Raw genomic sequence first — 15,535 nt, forward strand, 5'->3', positions numbered from 1 at the left:
AGCATGGATACCCTCCCCACCGTCTGGTTCTGCGCGGTCGCCGTCCTCTGGGTCGGCTACCTCTTCCTCGAGGGCTTCGACCTCGGTGTCGGCATGCACATGAAGCTCTTCGCCCGAGGCGAGGGCGAGCGGCGCGTGCTGCTGAACACGATCGGCCCGGTCTGGGACGGCAACGAGGTGTGGCTGCTCACCGCCGGCGGCGCGACCTTCGCCGCCTTCCCCCGCTGGTACGCCTCCCTCTTCTCCGCCCTCTACCTCCCGCTCACCCTCGCCCTCGTCGCGCTCATCTTCCGCGCCGTCTCCATCGAGTACCGCGGGAAGGTCCACTCGGACCGCTGGCGCGCCGCCTGGGACTGGGCGCTGTCCCTCGGCTCCGCCGTCGCGGCCTTCTGCGTCGGGGCGATGCTCGCCCTGACCACGACCGGCCTGCCGCTGGACGCCAACGGCGACCGGGTCGGGGGGCCGTTCGCCTGGCTGACCTGGTACGCCGTCCTCGGCGGCGTGGCCGTGGTGGCGTTCTCCCTCGTGCACGGCCTGGCCTTCATCGCCCTCAAGACCGACGGCGGCATCCGCGCCCGCGCGCACCGCGCCTTCGTCCGCTGGCTCCCGCTCGCGATCCTGCCGCTCGTCGCGTGGGTGATCGCGGTCCAGCTCTGCACCGGGGCGTGGTGGAGCTGGCTCCTCGCCGTCGTCGCGGCAGTCGCCGCCCTCACGGCGTGGATGCTCGCCCGCCGCGGCTCCGAGGGCCGGGCCTTCATCGGCCTCGCCCTGACCCTGGCCGCGGGCGCCGCCGCCATCTTCTCCGCCGTCTATCCCGTGGTGCTGCCCTCGACGCTCGATCCGGCCAACAGCCTCACGGTGACCAGCGCGTCGTCGTCCGACTACACCCTCGGGCTCATGACCGTCGTCGCCCTGATCGGGCTCCCGCTCGTCCTCGCCTACCAGACCTGGACCTACTGGGTCTTCCGCCGCCGCCTCAGCGTGGACAGCATCCCCACCGCACACTCCGTGGTGCCGGCGACCTTGGTGCGCCTGGTCACCGGCAAGCAGGCCTAGCAGGAAGGAGCACCAGCATGAAGCCGGACATCCCCCTGGGGCCCACCAGCCGACGCGCCCTCGTCCTCCTCGGCGTGCTCGCGGCGGCGAAGGCCGTGGGCCTGGCCCTCGTCGCCCAGGGGGTCGCCTCCGGCCTCGCGGCCCTCGCCGCCGGCGCGGTGCGGCCCGGCGTGCTCTCGGCGGCCACCCTCGTCGCGGCGGCAGGCGTGCTCCTGCGCGCTGCTGCGGAGTGGGGCACGTCGACGGTGGGGCGCTGGGCCGCCGTCGGGGTCAAGGAGGAACTGCGCTCCCAGCTGCTCGAGGCCGCCCTGGAGGGCGGCGCGGCCCCCGCCTCCGCGGCGGGACCCGTGGACGACGGCGCAGCCCGGGTCGCGTCCTCGCCCGCCGCCACCGCCGTGCTCGCCGGCCGGGGGCTCGACGGCCTCGACGCGCTGTACACGCAGTACCTGCCCGCCCTGGTCCAGACCGCTGTCCTTCCCCTCCTCGTCGGCGCCCGCATCCTCGGCGCCGACTGGGTCAGTGCCCTCATCCTCGTGCTCACGCTCCCGCTGGTGCCCGTGTTCATGATCCTGATCGGGCGCCACACGCTCGAGGCAGTCGCCGAGGCGCAGCAGTCGCTCCTGCGGCTCGGCTCCCACCTCGTCGAGCTCGCCCAGGGCCTCCCCGTGCTCGTCGGGCTCGGGCGCGCGGCCGAGCAGCGCAGGGCCCTCGGCGAGCTCTCCCGGGCCTACAAGGGCCGGACGATGGCCACGCTCCGGGTCGCCTTCCTCTCGGCCCTCGCCCTCGAGCTCATCTCGACCATCTCGGTGGCGGTCGTCGCCGTGTTCATCGGCATCCGCCTCGTGCACGGCGACATGACCCTCGAGGCCGGCCTGCTCGCCCTCATCCTCGCCCCGGAATGCTTCCAGCCCCTCCGCGACCTCGGGACAGCGCACCATGCGAGCGAGGACGGCGCCGAGGCCCTGCGCCGCACGCGCGCCCGCATCGGCGCCCCCCGGGGCACTGTGCTCCTGGCCGCGGGCCACGGCAGGGTGCAGGACGCCGAGCGGCCCCCGGCCGGGCAGGCGGCACCGGCGGGGCTCCGCGTCGCGGGGCTCACGGTCTGGTACGACGGGGCCGCCGAGCCTGCCGTGGGACCACTGGACTTCACGGCGCCGGCCGGGCGGGTGACCGTGCTTGCCGGGCCCAGCGGCTCGGGCAAGACGACGGTCCTCGCCGCTCTCGCAGGCCTCGTCCGGGACGGCGTCGGCGCATCGGTGCGCGGCTCGGTCGACGGGCCCGACCCGCGCCGGATCGCCTGGGTCCCGCAGCATCCCCAGTTCAGTGAGCGCACCGTGGCCGCGGAGCTCGCGCTCTATGCCGGGGCAGCGGGGGAAGGCGCCGTGCCGGGGGAGCCCGGCGCGCTCGTCCGGGAGCTCCTCGACCAGCTCGGGCTCGGGGGGCTGGAAGCCGCCGACCCGGCCGAGCTGAGTCCTGGGCAGCAGCGTCGCGTCGCCGTCGCCCGCGGGCTCGCCCGCGTCGCCGACGGCGCCGGCCTGCTGCTGCTCGATGAGCCGACGGCGCACCTCGACGACGCCTCCGCGGCCCTCGTGGAGCGCGCCATCGCCGCGCTCGCCGGCCGGGTCACGGTCCTGCTCGTCTCGCACGAGCCGCGCACGGCGGCCCTCGCGGACCGCACCGTCGAGCTCGCCCCGTCGTCCTCTGCGGCCTCGGCGCGCTTCCGCGCGGACGTGCCGGACGCCCCCGCCGCCGACCGCGGCGTGCCGGCCCCCGCCGCCGTCCGGCGTGGGGCGTGGCTGCGCACCCTGGCCTCGCTCCTCGGTCCGGATGCCGGCACCTATGCCCGGGCGGCGCTGGCCGGACTGGGCGCGGCCGCGGCCGCCGTCGCCCTCTCCACCCTGTCCGGGTGGCTGATCGTGCGGGCGAGCGAGCAGCCCCCCATCCTCTACCTGCTCACCGCGATCACCGGGGTGCGGTTCTTCGGGATCGCCCGGGCCGTGCTGCGCTACCGCGAGCGCCTCGTGCTGCACTCGGCCGTGCTGTCGACCCTCACCGAGCTGCGCGAGCGGCTCTGGGCCCTCCTGTCCGTGCGCGGCCTCTCGGCGCGCCGGCTACTCGTGCCCGGAGCTGCCCTCGAGGCGCTCGTCGGGGACGCCGAGGCGGTGCGCGACCAGCTGCCGCGGGTGCTGGCGCCGATCACCACGGCGGTCCTGGTCGCGGCCGGCGCCCTCGTGGCGGTGCAGATCCTCCTGCCCGCCCAGACGCCCGTCCTGGCCGCGGCCGTCGTCGTCGCACTCGTGGCGGCCCCCGCCGTCGCGCGGGCGGCCGACCGGCGTGCCGCCGCCCGGAGCCAGGCAGGCCGTGCCTCCCTGCTCGCGCGGATGGGACAGGCGCTGGCCGCCGGCCCGGACCTGCGGGCGAACGGCCGCGCGGGGGCAGTGCTCCGGTCGATCCGTTCGGCGGATGCCGCGCTCACGCGCCTGGAGCGGCGCGGTGCCGCGGCGGAGGGGCTCGCGCACGCGATCGTCGTGGCGGCGACAGGGGCCGCCGCCGCCCTGACCCTGGGCGCCGCGCAGGCGGCGGGCGCCCCGGCGGCGACGGCCGCGGCCGTCCTCCTGCTCCAGCTCGCCCTCGCCGAGCCGCTCGCCGCGGCCAGCACCGCCGTCCAGCAGCTTCCCGCCCTCCGTTCGGCGCTCGTCCGCGTCGCTGCCGAGGAGCAGGCCGTGCGGGACGCCGCCGAGGAGCGGGACGACCTCCAGGACGCCCCAGGACGGGGCCCGGGCATCACCCTCCGCGGCGTCACCGTCGGCTGGACCGGAGGCCCCGACGTCCTCGCGGGACTGGACCTCGCGGCGCGGCCGGGGGACTGGATCGTGGTGGCGGGCCCCTCGGGGAGCGGCAAGTCGACGCTGCTCGCGCTGCTCACCGGGTTCCTCGCCCCGCGGGTGGGCTCGGCCGCCGTCGCCGGGCCTGTCGCGTGGTGCCCGCAGGAGTCCCACCTGTTCGACTCGACCGTGCGCGGGAACCTCGCCGTCGCCCGCGACCGGGACCACGCGCCGTCGGACGCCGAGCTCGAAGCGGTCCTCGCCCGGGTGGGGCTCCTCGAGCACGTGCGCTCGCTGCCCGGCGGCCTCGACGCGCGCATTGGCAGTCGCGGCGCCTTCCTCTCCGGGGGGCAGCGGCAGCGACTCGCGGTCGCGCGGACCCTCCTCGCCGGCGCGGAGGTGGTGCTCCTCGACGAGCCGACCGCGCACCTGGACCCGGAATCGGGGCTCGCCCTCGTGGCGGCGCTGCACGGCGCGCTCGCGGACAGGACCGTCGTCATGGTCACCCACCACGCCACCGAGCTGATGCCCGGGGACACCCTCGTGCGGCTCGGCGCCCGGGAGCGCGTTCTGCACCACGCCGCGCGGGCGGCTGCGCCGGTCGGCTGACTCAGCGCGCCGCCGGGCCCTCTGCGGCCGGGGCGCCGGCACGGGCTGCGAGGACCTGCTCGCGCAGGATGTCTGCGTGGCCGCAGTGCTGTGCGAGCTCGCGCAGCATGTGGAGGTACACCCAGCGCAGGGGGAGCGGCCCACGGCGGTTGCCGGACACGACGTCGTCGAGTCCGAGCGGTGCCGTGGCCCGCCGCGCCTCCTGGCATGCCGCGAGGTAGTCTGCGCGCACGGTGCCGATGGTGTCCGACGGGGCCAGGACGAACGATTCGTCCGGGGTGGCGGGGATGCCGATCTCGGCGCGGGTGCGGCCGGTCACAGCCTCGTCGAACCAGACGCGCTCGATGAACGTCCCGTGCTTCACGAGGCCGAGGAGCGTGGTGCGCGAGGGGACGAGGGACGCGCGTGCCTCGGCCTCGGTCAGCCCGTCGAGGCTCGCCGCCAGGCCGGCGCGGTGCTCGTCGAGGAAGGCCTCGAACTGTGACTTCAGCGGGGCGGTGAACAGGGCCGGGTCCATCGTCTCCACGCCGTCAGCCCGCCACGTCGTGGAGGTGGTGCTCGACGTCGTGCAGGAAGTACCGGGCCAGGGTCACCACCGTGAAGGCACTGCCGTTGCTGCGCAGGCCCCGCCGGCTGAAGGCGTCCTCGGGGACTGCCGCGAAGGCGTCGCGGGCGCGGGCGCCATGGTCCGCGAGCTGGGCCCGCACCGCCTCGGGGTCCGCCTGCGCGTAGTCCTTCTCGAGGGCGGTGGCGTCCTGGTCCCAGTCGTCGAAGCGTGCGTCGTCTTCCGCGAGCATGAGGCCGAGCCGGATGCTGAACAGTTCGAACACGTCCCGCACGTGGCAGGCGTACTCGAGCGGCGACCACGTCGACTCGTCGGGGCGCTCGCGCACGCCGTCGCGGCGGAGGACGGCGTCCCAGCGCGGCAGCGCCGCGTCGACACGCGCCGCGACCTCGTGCGGCGTGAGGGAGTCCGCGTCGAAGCCGCACTCGGGGCACGGCCGTTCGAGGACCCAGGTCCAGTCCTTCAGGTCAGGGGTGATCGCCATGGGCGCAGTCTAGCGGCGCGCGACGACGCCTCGCCTGTACCCGGAACCGCGGAAGGGCGACGAGATGCGTACCCGGAACCGCGGAACCGCGGAACGGCGACGAGATGCGTACCCGGAACCGGTGGTGGGGGAGGAGGGGCGGGGCGCAGCTAGGCGAAGCTGGGGCCGACCTCGTCCACCGCCTGCGCGAGCGTGACCCCCGAGCCGTCCCGGCGGCCGAACTCCGAGGGCAGCGATCGGGCCACCCCGGCCGAGGACGAGGCGCGCGCCGGGCCGCGGCCGACCCAGGCGAGCATGAGCCGGTCCTCGCCCCTGAGGAAGCGGTGCGCGCGCACCCCGGCCGTCGCCCGGCCCTTGGCCGGGTACTCGGCGAACGGGGTCACCTTGGCGCTGCCGGCGGAGGTGCCCGGCAGCGCGTCGGAGCCGGCGGCGATCGTCACGACCACGGCCTTCTCCTCGGCGTCCGCGGCGCCGACCACGCCGAAGAACACCGCGGCGTCGCCCGCGCCGAGCTTGATCCCGGCCATGCCTCCCGCGGTGCGCCCCTGCGGCCGCACGGCGGACGCCTCGTAGCGCAGCAGCTGCGCCTGGGCGGTCACGAAGACGAGCACATCGCCGTCCGCCGCCGGGGCCGCCCCGATGACCGTGTCGCCGGGCTTGAGCGCGATGGCGTCCCAGTCCTCGCGGTTGAGCGGGTAGTCGGGGGAGACCCGCTTGACCACGCCCTGGGCGGTGCCCATCGCGACGACGGTGTCCAGCGGCACGAGGGCCACGAGCGCCTCGCCCTTGGCCAGCGTGAGGAAGTCCTTCGCGGCGACGCCGCCGGCCATGGTGGGCCGTCCGGATGCGGGCGCGAGCTGGGGCAGGTCCACCACCTGCAGGCGCAGCATCCGCCCGGCCGAGGTCAGGGCGCCGACCTCGCCGCGCGCCGTCGTGCGCACCACGGAGCGGAAGACGTCGTGGCGCGCCCGCGGGCCCGCCTCGGTGAGCGGCTCGGCGTGCGCCGTGCGGGCCACGAGGCCGGTCGCCGAGAGGATGGCCCAGCACGGCTCGTCCGCGATCTCGAGCTGCAGGGGGGCGGCCTTGCCCTTGGCGGCGCCGGCCGCCCCGGCTGCAGCGGCGGAGGCCTTGCTGCCGAGGGCCGGCGCGTCGTCGTGCTCGAGGAGCACAGTGCGGCGCGGCGTGCCGTACTTCTCGGCCACGTCGCCGAGCTCACGCGAGACGAGCTGGCGCAGGAGCGAGTCCGAACCGAGGATGGCCTCGAGCTCGGCGATCTCGCGGCGCAGCTCGTCCTGCTCCTTCTCGAGCTCGATCCTGGAGTACTTGGTGAGCTGCCGCAGGCGCAGCTCGAGGATGTAGTTGGCCTGGATCTCGGTGAGGTCGTAGATCGACATGAGCCGCTCGCGGGCCGCGGCGGCCTCGTCCGAGGTCCGGATGATCTGGATGACCTCGTCGATGTCCATGATCGCGACCAGGAGGCCTTCGACGAGGTGCAGCCGGTCCTTGCGCTTGCCGAGGCGGAACGCGGTGCGGCGGCGGACCACGTCGATCCGGTGGCCCACGTACACGCGCAGGAGCTCTAGCAGGCCGAGGGTCTGCGGCTGCCCGTCCACGAGGGTGACGTTGTTGATGCCGAAGGAGTCCTCGAGCGGGGTGTAGCGGTAGAGCTGGGCCAGGACGGCCTGGGGATTGAAGCCGTTCTTGATCTCGATCACGAGCCGGAGCCCGTGCTGGCGGTCCGTGAGGTCGGTGACGTCGGAGATCCCCGCGAGCTTCTTCGCGTTGACGGCGTCCTTGATCTTCTCGATGACCTTCTCGGGGCCCACCATGTAGGGCAGCTCGGTGACCACGATGCCGGTGCGCCGCGCCGAGATCTGCTCGACCGAGACCTTCGCGCGGGTCTTGAACGAGCCGCGGCCCGTGCGGTAGGCGTCGCGGATCCCGTCGAGGCCCACGATCCGGCCGCCGGAGGGCAGGTCCGGGCCCGGCACGAGCTCCATGACCTCCTCGAGCGTGGCCTCGGGGTTGGCGATGACGAGCTGTGCCGCCGCGATGACCTCCACGAGGTTGTGCGGGGCCATGTTCGTGGCCATGCCCACCGCGATGCCGGTGGTGCCGTTGACCAGCAGGTTGGGGAACGCGGCCGGGAGGACCTCGGGCTGGGTGAGCTGGCCGTCGTAGTTGGGGATGAAGTCGACGACGTCCTCGTCCAGGTCGCCGGTGAGCGCCAGGGAGGCGGCGGCCATCCGGGCCTCCGTGTAGCGGGCGGCGGCCGGGCCGTCGTCGAGCGAGCCGAAGTTGCCGTGCCCGTCGATGAGCGGAAGGCGCAGCGCGAACCCCTGGGCCATGCGCACCATCGCGTCGTAGATGGCCGCGTCGCCGTGCGGGTGCAGCTTGCCCATGACCTCGCCCACCACGCGGGCGCTCTTGACGTGGGCGCGGTCCGGCCGCAGGCCCATGTCGCTCATCATGTAGAGGATGCGGCGCTGGACGGGCTTGAGGCCGTCGCGGGCGTCCGGGAGCGCGCGCGAGTAGATGACCGAGTAGGCGTACTCGAGGAAGGAGGTCTCCATCTCCTCGGACACGTCGATGTCGGTGATGTTCTCCGCGAAGTCGTCGGTGCCCGGGAGGGTGTCCGCCCCCGAGGAGGAGCGCGGGTTCTGTCGACGTGCCAAGAGAGCGTGGGTCCTTCGTGTGGTGGTGCGGGGGCTGATCTAGGCTAACCCTATGGCGGAATCGGCTTCGGACGGCGCATCCTCGACCCGCACATCGACCACGGGCGCGTCCTACCCGCACCACTGGGAGGCCGACGTCGTCCTGCGCGACGGCGGCACGGCGCACCTTCGCCCCATCCGCCCGGAGGACGCGCAGGCCCTCCAGGACTTCCACACGCACCAGTCCGAGGGGTCCATCTACCTCAGGTTCTTCAGCTACAAGGCGCGCCTGACCCCCGGCGAGCTCAAGCGCTTCACCGAGGTCGACTACCACGACCGCGTCGCGCTGGTCATCACCATGGGGGACGAGATCATCGGCGTGGGCCGCTACGACCGCCTCGCCGACCCCGCGGAGGCCGAAGTGGCCTTCAACATCTCCGACCGGCACCAGGGCCGCGGCATCGGCTCGATCCTGCTCGAGCACCTCGCCGCCGCGGCCCGCGAGAACCACATCCGCCGGTTCACCGCCGAGGTGCTGCCCGAGAACCGCAAGATGCTCACCGTCTTCGCCGAGGCCGGCTACGCCGTCGCCCGGCATTTCGACGACGGCGTCGTCTCCGTCGCCTTCGAGATCGACCCGACCGAGAAGTCGCGGGCCGTCATGGAGTCGCGCGAGCACCGCGCCGAGGCGCGCAGCATCATGGGGCTCCTCGCCCCCTCCTCGGTGGCCGTCATCGGGGCCAGCCGCACGTGGGGGACCCTCGGCTACCAGCTGCTCGAGCACATCGTCGAAGGCGGCTTCGGGGGCACGGTCTATGCCGTGAACCCCGAGGCGCTCGAGCTCGGGGGCATGATGGCCTACGGGCGGATCGGGGAGGTCCCCGAACCGGTCGACCTCGCCGTCGTGGCGGTGCCGTACGCCGAGGTCCAGGGCGTGGTGGCCGACTGTGCGGCGGCCGGGGTCAAGGGCGTGGTGATCGCCTCCGGCGGCTTCGCCGAGCGGGGCGAGGAGGGCCTGGCGCTCCAGCGGCAGATCGTCCGCCACGCCCGCGCGCACGGCATGCGCGTGGTCGGGCCCGAGTCCCTCGGCATCGCCAACACGGACCCGGACATCCGGCTCAACGCCTCCCTGGCCCCGGGGCTGCCCCGACAGGGGAGCCTGGGCCTGTTCAGCCAGTCCGCCTCGATCGGGGTGGCGCTCTACGCCGCGGCCGAGCGCCGCTACCTCGGCTTCTCCTCCGTCCTCTCGGCGGGCAACCGCGCCGACGTCTCCGGCAATGACCTCATGCAGTACTGGGAGGACGACGTCGCCACGAGCGCCGTGGGCCTGTACTTCGAATCGTTCGGCAACCCGCGCAAGTTCTCCCGGATCGCCCGCCGCCTCGCCCGCAGCAAGCCGGTCATCGTCGCCAAGAGCGAGGTCACCGGGCTGCGGCTCCCGCCGGGCCATTCGGTCCGCACCACCCAGGCCCCTCAGGGCGCGCTCGACGCGGTGCTGCGCCAGTCCGGCGTCATCCGCGTCGGGACGGTCGAGCAGCTCGTCGACGTGGCCCAGATCGCCGTCGGGACGCTCCCCGCCGGCCCGAGGATCGCCGTCCTGAGCAACTCCCTCGCCCTGGCCCGCGTCGTGGCGGACAGCGCGGAGGGGGAGGGGCTGACCGTGGCCGCAGCGGAGGGTGACCTCGACCTCGCGCAGGGGCAGTCCCTGGCGCTCCCCGAGCTGGCCCGGCGGCTGCGCGAGGCCGCAGCGCGCGGCGACGTGGACGCCGTCGTCGTCGCCCTCCTGCCGTCCGCGGGAGTCCGGGTGCCCGCGCTCGCCCGGACGCTCGCCGAGACCGCGGAACCGCTCGGCAAGGCCGTCATCGCGGCGTTCCCGGGGGTGCTGGACCGGCAGACGGACACGGAAGGCCTGCTTCCCGCCCCGCGGGCCGGAGAGCGGGCGGAGGAATGGCCGGCGGCCGTCCCGTGCTACACGAGCGCGGGCGACGCGGTGGCGGCGCTCGCCGCCGTCGCCCGGTACAGCGAGTGGCTCGCCCGGGACCAGGGCGCCCTGTTCGAGGCCGAGGTGGACGACGGCGCAGCGGCGGCGCTGATCGGCGCCCGGCTCGCCGGGGTGCAGGGCACCGAGCTCGTGCAGCTCGCGGGGGAGGACACCGCGCGGCTGCTCGGCTGCTACGGCATCCCGGTCCTGGCCTCCCGCGCCGCTGCCACGGCGGACGAAGCCGTCGCGGCAGCGGATGCGCTCGGCTGGCCCGTGGCCATCAAGTCCGCGGCGGACAACCTCCGCTCCCGGCTCGACCTCGGCGCCGTCCGCCTGGACATCCGGGACGCGGCCGACCTGCGCGCCGAATTCGAGCAGATGGGGCGCGCCCTCGCCCCCTACGGCGGCGGCCACGTCGAGGTGCAGCGCATGGCCCCGCTCGGGCAGGCCTGCGTCATCAGGGCGATCGAGGACCCCCTCCTCGGCCCGGTCCTTTCCTTCGGCCTCGCGGGCGACGCCGTCTCCCTCCTCGACGACTGGGCGCACCGGATCACCCCGCTCACCACGGGCGACGTGCACGACATCGTCCGCTCGCCGCGCACCTCGGTGAAGCTGTTCGGGCACGAGGGCCTGCCCGCCCTGGACGTGCCCGCTCTCGAGGACCTCATCGGGCGCGTCTCGCTGCTCAAGGACCGTCACCCGGAAGTGTCGCTGCTCGAGCTCAAGCCCGTGGTCGTGAGCTCCACGGGCCTGACCGTGCTGTCCGCGCAGGTCTGGATCGGCAACGCGGCCCAGCGCATGGACAGCGCCCGCCGGGCCCTCATCGCCCAGTGAACGCCGCCGTCCGGTTTTGGGGCGCCGGGCGCGGGTCTGGGAGAATGGCGCCCATGAGCCACAACGCGTCCGGGGCACCTTCAGGCGAGCACCGGGTCCCAGGCCCAGGCGAACCCCTGACCGCGGCCCTCGAGCGGACGGGCTTCTACCCGCTGCTGGTCGGCGACGTGGTGGCCGACGCCCTCGACGGCCGGACGGCGATCGCACACCTGACGCACCTCGAGACCCACTTCGAGCGGGCCGAGGTCCGCCGGCACGTGACCGTGCTCGTCCTGACCGAGGACATGCTGGTCATCACCCACGTGGACGAGTCCCCCCTCGACGACAGCGGGAGCCAGATGGGGGCGCAGGTGTCCACCGAGTCCGTCCCGGTCGACCAGATCGCCACGGTGGTGCTCTCCTACGTCTACGCCCAGCCGGCGGACTACGCCCCTGGCGACCCAGTCCGGGAGGTCACCCTCGCCATCTCGTGGAGCGGCGGCCAGAGGCTCGACCTCATGCCCGCCGGGTGCGGCGACCCGCAGTGCGATGCGGACCACGGCTATACGGGGACGGTGGCGCAGGAGGACATCGTGCTCAGGATCAGCGCCGACGCCGACGGCCCCCGTGCCGTCGACGCCGCCAAGCAGTTCGCGCGGCTCCTGCGCGCGGTGAACACCGGTTCGCGGCCGTTCCAGGCAGTGCAGCGTCCTCGGCTCTCAGCCTTCTCGCCGCGGACGTTCCGCGGCCACGGCAGCCGCTAGATGACGGCCGTTCCCGGCGCCGCCACCGGTGCCCCGCCCCTTCCGCCCCCACCCGCCTTCGGTTCGCGCTCGGTGGCCGATGTGCTGCCCTCCTGCGCGGCGGCCCTCGGGGCCGAGGGGTTCGAGAACACGCTCGGGCTCCCCGAGTCGGTGCGCATCTGCCTCGTCATGGTCGACGGCCTCGGCCGGACGCTGCTGTCCAAGCGCACCGCCCACACGCCCTTCCTCCGCGAGAAGCTCGCCGAGGGCCAGGGCGCCGTCCCCGGAACGCTCGACGCCGCGTTCCCCAGCACGACCGCCGCCTCGCTCGCGAGCCTGGGCACCGGTGTGCCGCCCGGCCAGCACGGCATGGTCGGCTACGACGTCTACGCCCCCCATCTGGACAGGGTGGTCAACCAGCTCAACGGCTGGGACCCCGACGTCGACCCCCAGCGGTGGCAGCCGTGCCCCACGGTCTTCGAGCGCATCCATCCGGCGATCCCCGTCGCCACGGTGAGCCTTCCCCAGTTCGAGGGCTCCGCGATGACGCGGGCCGCGCTGCGGGGCGGCGACTTCATCGGCGCCGTGAGCCTGCACGCCCGCACCACCGCGGCCGCCGAGGCCATGGCCGCGCACCCGCGCATGCTCGCCTACTTCTACCTCAATGAGCTCGACAAGGCCGGCCACCAGTTCGGCTGCGCCTCCGCCGAGTGGGAGGAGGCGCTCGAGGAGGTCGATGCGTGCCTCCGCCGCCTCGACGGCCAGCTGCCCCCGGGCACGCTCGTCCTCGTGCTCGGGGACCACGGCATGGTCGACGTGGCGCCCGCCCGCCGCATCGACATCTCCGCCGATCCGCAGCTGACGGAGGGCGTGCGGCACACCGCGGGCGAGCCGCGCATGGTGCACCTCCACGTGGAGGGCGCCGACGGGGCTCACGCACCCGACCCCGCCGCGGTGGCGGCCGTCGCCGCGCGGTGGCGCGAGCGCTTCGGGAACCAGGCCTGGATCCTCACCCGCGCCGAGGCGATCGGGCACGGCCTGTTCGGCCCGGTGGTCTCCGAGGCGGTGCACCCCAGGATCGGCGACCTCATCGTGGCAGTCCACGGTGACCTGGCCCTCTACGACGGCCGCCGGGCACGGCCGCAGGCGTTCGAGATGGTCGGCCAGCACGGGTCGTGGACCAAGGCCGAGCGCCAGGTCCCGCTCGTGGCCTTCACAGCGCGCGGACGCGTTCGCGGGAAGCGGCAGCGGCGTGGCTGAGCTCGTCTTCTTCACCGGCACCATGGACAGCGGCAAGTCCACGCTCGCGCTGCAGATGGACTACAACCACCGCGCAGGCGGCCGCAAGGGGCTCCTCTTCACGAGCCACGACAGGTCGGGGCGCGCGGTCATCACGAGCCGTCTCGGCCTGAACACCCCGGCGATCGAGGTGACGCCGGAGTCGAGCTTCTGGAACGAGGTCGTCGCCCGGCGCACCCGCGCCGAGGAGGTCGACTACCTCATCTGCGACGAGGCGCAGTTCTACCGGCACGAGCAGGTGGACGAGCTCGCCCGCGTGGTCGACGAGCTCGACGTGGACGTGTACGCGTTCGGGATCGGCACCGACTTCCGGGCGCGCCTGTTCGAGGGGTCCCGCCGCCTCGTGGAACTCGCCGACCGGATCGAGACGCTCCAGGTCCCCACGCTGTGCTGGTGCGGGCGGCGCGCCACGCACAACGCCCGCACGGTGGGCGGAGCGATGGTCCTGACGGGCGAGCAGGTGGTGGTGGCGGACGTCGCCGGCCGTGGCTCCGCCGAGGACGCGGGCCCCTGGCCCGAGGTGGAGTACGAGACCCTCTGCAGACGCCACTACATGGCCGGGAAGACCGCCGCCTCCGTGCCGGTGATGGGGGAGGGGGAGCAGCTGCTCCCGTTCGGCGACTAGGAGCCACGGCCGCGCGACCGGGGCACTGCACCCCGGGCGCCCAGAGCGGGCGCCCGGGGCCGGGTCAGTCGCCCTTGGTGCCGAAGACGATCTCGTCCCAGCTGGGGACCGAAGAGCGCTTGGGGCGGGAGGACCTCCGCGTGGGTTCGCCCTGGGCCGCCGGCTCCGGACGCGGCGGCTCCCGGTCCGCGGGCGTGCCCGGCCCGACGGCGCGCTCCGGCTCCCGCGGGCGCTCCGGCATCTCCGGCCGTTCCGGGGATTCCTCCCCGTGCGGCGCCTCTCCCTCCACGGACTCCCGCGGCCCCTGCACGGGGGCCTGCACGGGGGTGGCGGGCCCTGCGCCGCGGCCGTCGACGCCGCGGTGCGTCCGGTCGCCGTCGTCAGAGGAGCCGTCTGCGGACGGCCGGGCCGACGGCACGACCGTCATCTCGGTCGTGGCAGTGCTCACGCCGGGCCCGAGGTCGAGCCGCGAATCGGCGTCCTGGGCGGTGCGGACGTTGAGGCGGGAGAGCAGCGAGGTGATGCCGCCCCGCGGCGCCGGCCGCCCGTCGTCGTCCGCGGTGTCCTCGTCCTGGTCCATGGGCGGCGCGCCGTGGCGCTCCGGGTCGCGGTCCCGGTGGCCGCGCGCCCGGGGAGCGTCCCACGCACCGCGCTCCCACTCGCCGGCCCGACGGTGCTCGACGGGATCAGCTTCCGGATCGGCCTCATCGGCCTCCGGGGACCGCGGATGGGCCGCCGGGATGCCGTGGGTGAGGAGCAGCGCGAGGGCATCGTCGCCGTCCTCGTCGACGCCGAGCCGCTGGCCTCGGCGCGCGCGCAGCATGTCCAGCAGCTCGCCCTCGCGGTCCAGCTCGCCGCCGTGGTGCTCCTCGGGGGCCTCGACATCGAAGGGGCGGTCCGAGACGGCCGCGAGCCGGCGGCGGGGAGCCGGCCCGTCGAGCGGCTCGAGCTCGCTGAGCTGCTGTGCCCACCGGTTCGCGTTGGCCACCGTGCGGTGCCCGGGGTGGAAGGTCCACATCGCGGGGGGCTCCTCGCCGATGGACGACGGCGCGCCCTCCGGAAGGGCGAAGCGTGCGACGACGGTCCACTGTCCGTCGGGCCGGCGCCACGAGTCCCACTCGACGGCCCCTGCGGCGACACCGTGGAGCGAGAGCCGGTACGCGGCCATCTCGCCGAGCGTCACAGGCCGGTCCGCCGCCGGGCCGCGCAGCGCCTCCTGGGCGGGCAGCCGCCCGGGAACCTCCACGGCCTGTGCGCGGCGCGCCATGTGCTCGCGCTCGGCCAGGACGGGTCCCTCGAAGCGCTGCACCCTGGCGAGCGGGACGCCCGAGGACGCGGCGACCTCCTCCGCGGTGGCGCCCGCGCGGATTTCCGCCTGGATCTGGCGCGGAGTCATGCCTGCGCCGTCCGAGCCGGATGGCGCAGGGCGCTGGGGAGCCGGCCGCGACACCGCGCGGCGCAGGGCCTCGTCCAGCGGCAGCCGGAACACGTCCCCGTTCGCGGCGCTCACGATGAGGTGTGCACCGTCCTCGTGGACCCCGACGAGGCGCAGCTCTTCCGCCTGATCGTGCGCTCGCTCCCGCATGGACGCCCTCCAGCTTGCTCTAGGTCTGAGTAGAACTGTGCCATCCGCGGGCGCCGAAGGCCCGCAGGCCGTCGGTGTGCCGCGAAAATGGCGGCCCGGACGGGCCACGCGGCGGGACCGCCGCGGAGCCGGCGGGCGTCGCGTGTCGGGAATGTTCCGGGGCGAAGTGGCGTTTTGCCTGCTCATCGGGAACAATCTCCCCGTCACTGGGCACAAAATGGGGGCCGAGTGCGTTGGACTGGACTACGTGGGATGCCACGTGACATGGCTAGCTACCGGAGCGTGAACGAAGAACT

General features: G+C 74.6%; 10 protein-coding genes. 6 read left to right on the top strand and 4 right to left on the bottom strand.

Annotated features, from left to right (window positions below; translation table 11 throughout):
* Positions 1-3 precede the first annotated feature (3 nt).
* Together cydB and cydD are read left to right on the top strand one after the other, a co-directional pair.
* Positions 4-1,056 carry a cytochrome d ubiquinol oxidase subunit II gene (gene cydB, locus SA2016_RS09170; protein WP_066497489.1) on the top strand — a complete coding sequence of 351 codons (1,053 nt, stop codon included), beginning with the start codon at positions 4-6 and terminating at the stop codon, positions 1,054-1,056.
* Between the two features lie 17 nt (positions 1,057-1,073).
* The gene (gene cydD / locus SA2016_RS09175) at positions 1,074-4,490 is read left to right on the top strand and encodes a thiol reductant ABC exporter subunit CydD (protein WP_066497491.1); all 3,417 of its coding nucleotides are present in this window, start codon (positions 1,074-1,076) and stop codon (positions 4,488-4,490) included.
* 1 nt (position 4,491) lies between these two features.
* Here the strand turns inward: cydD and SA2016_RS09180 are convergent, their stop codons facing one another.
* The 3 genes from SA2016_RS09180 to SA2016_RS09190 all read right to left on the bottom strand — a co-directional run bounded on the left by SA2016_RS09180 (position 4,492) and on the right by SA2016_RS09190 (position 8,214).
* On the bottom strand, positions 4,492-5,007 hold the full coding sequence (locus tag SA2016_RS09180) for a DinB family protein (protein ID WP_066497494.1): 516 nt from the start codon (positions 5,005-5,007) through the stop codon (positions 4,492-4,494).
* 13 nt (positions 5,008-5,020) lie between these two features.
* Positions 5,021-5,539, bottom strand: a complete 519-nt coding sequence (locus tag SA2016_RS09185; RefSeq protein ID WP_066497495.1) for a DinB family protein — start codon at positions 5,537-5,539, stop codon at positions 5,021-5,023.
* 149 nt (positions 5,540-5,688) lie between these two features.
* Positions 5,689-8,214, bottom strand: a complete 2,526-nt coding sequence (locus tag SA2016_RS09190; RefSeq protein WP_066497499.1) for a DNA gyrase/topoisomerase IV subunit A — start codon at positions 8,212-8,214, stop codon at positions 5,689-5,691.
* Positions 8,215-8,266: 52 nt separating this feature from the next.
* On the opposite strand from SA2016_RS09190, the gene SA2016_RS09195 reads away from it, so the two are divergent.
* From SA2016_RS09195 to SA2016_RS09210, 4 genes are read left to right on the top strand one after another with little or no spacing between them, the layout of a single operon-like run.
* Positions 8,267-11,008 (top strand): bifunctional acetate--CoA ligase family protein/GNAT family N-acetyltransferase, encoded by a 2,742-nt coding sequence (locus tag SA2016_RS09195; protein ID WP_066497500.1) that lies wholly within the window; start codon positions 8,267-8,269, stop codon positions 11,006-11,008.
* A gap of 53 nt (positions 11,009-11,061) precedes the next feature.
* Complete coding sequence (locus SA2016_RS09200) at positions 11,062-11,751, top strand: DUF5998 family protein (RefSeq protein WP_084249429.1); 690 nt, start codon at positions 11,062-11,064, stop codon at positions 11,749-11,751.
* The gene (locus SA2016_RS09205) at positions 11,752-12,990 is read left to right on the top strand and encodes an alkaline phosphatase family protein (RefSeq protein WP_066497501.1); all 1,239 of its coding nucleotides are present in this window, start codon (positions 11,752-11,754) and stop codon (positions 12,988-12,990) included.
* Positions 12,983-13,654: a thymidine kinase gene (locus SA2016_RS09210; RefSeq protein ID WP_066497502.1), complete on the top strand. Its 672-nt coding sequence runs from the start codon at positions 12,983-12,985 to the stop codon at positions 13,652-13,654. The genes SA2016_RS09205 and SA2016_RS09210 overlap by 8 nt, the downstream gene beginning before the upstream one ends.
* A gap of 64 nt (positions 13,655-13,718) precedes the next feature.
* Here the strand turns inward: SA2016_RS09210 and sepH are convergent, their stop codons facing one another.
* A complete protein-coding gene (gene sepH / locus SA2016_RS09215; protein WP_066497503.1) occupies positions 13,719-15,239 on the bottom strand; it encodes a septation protein SepH in 1,521 nt (506 codons plus the stop codon).
* Between the last annotated feature and the right edge of the window lie 296 nt (positions 15,240-15,535).

The sequence above is a fragment of the Sinomonas atrocyanea genome (assembly GCF_001577305.1).
Lineage (GTDB): Bacteria > Actinomycetota > Actinomycetes > Actinomycetales > Micrococcaceae > Sinomonas > Sinomonas atrocyanea.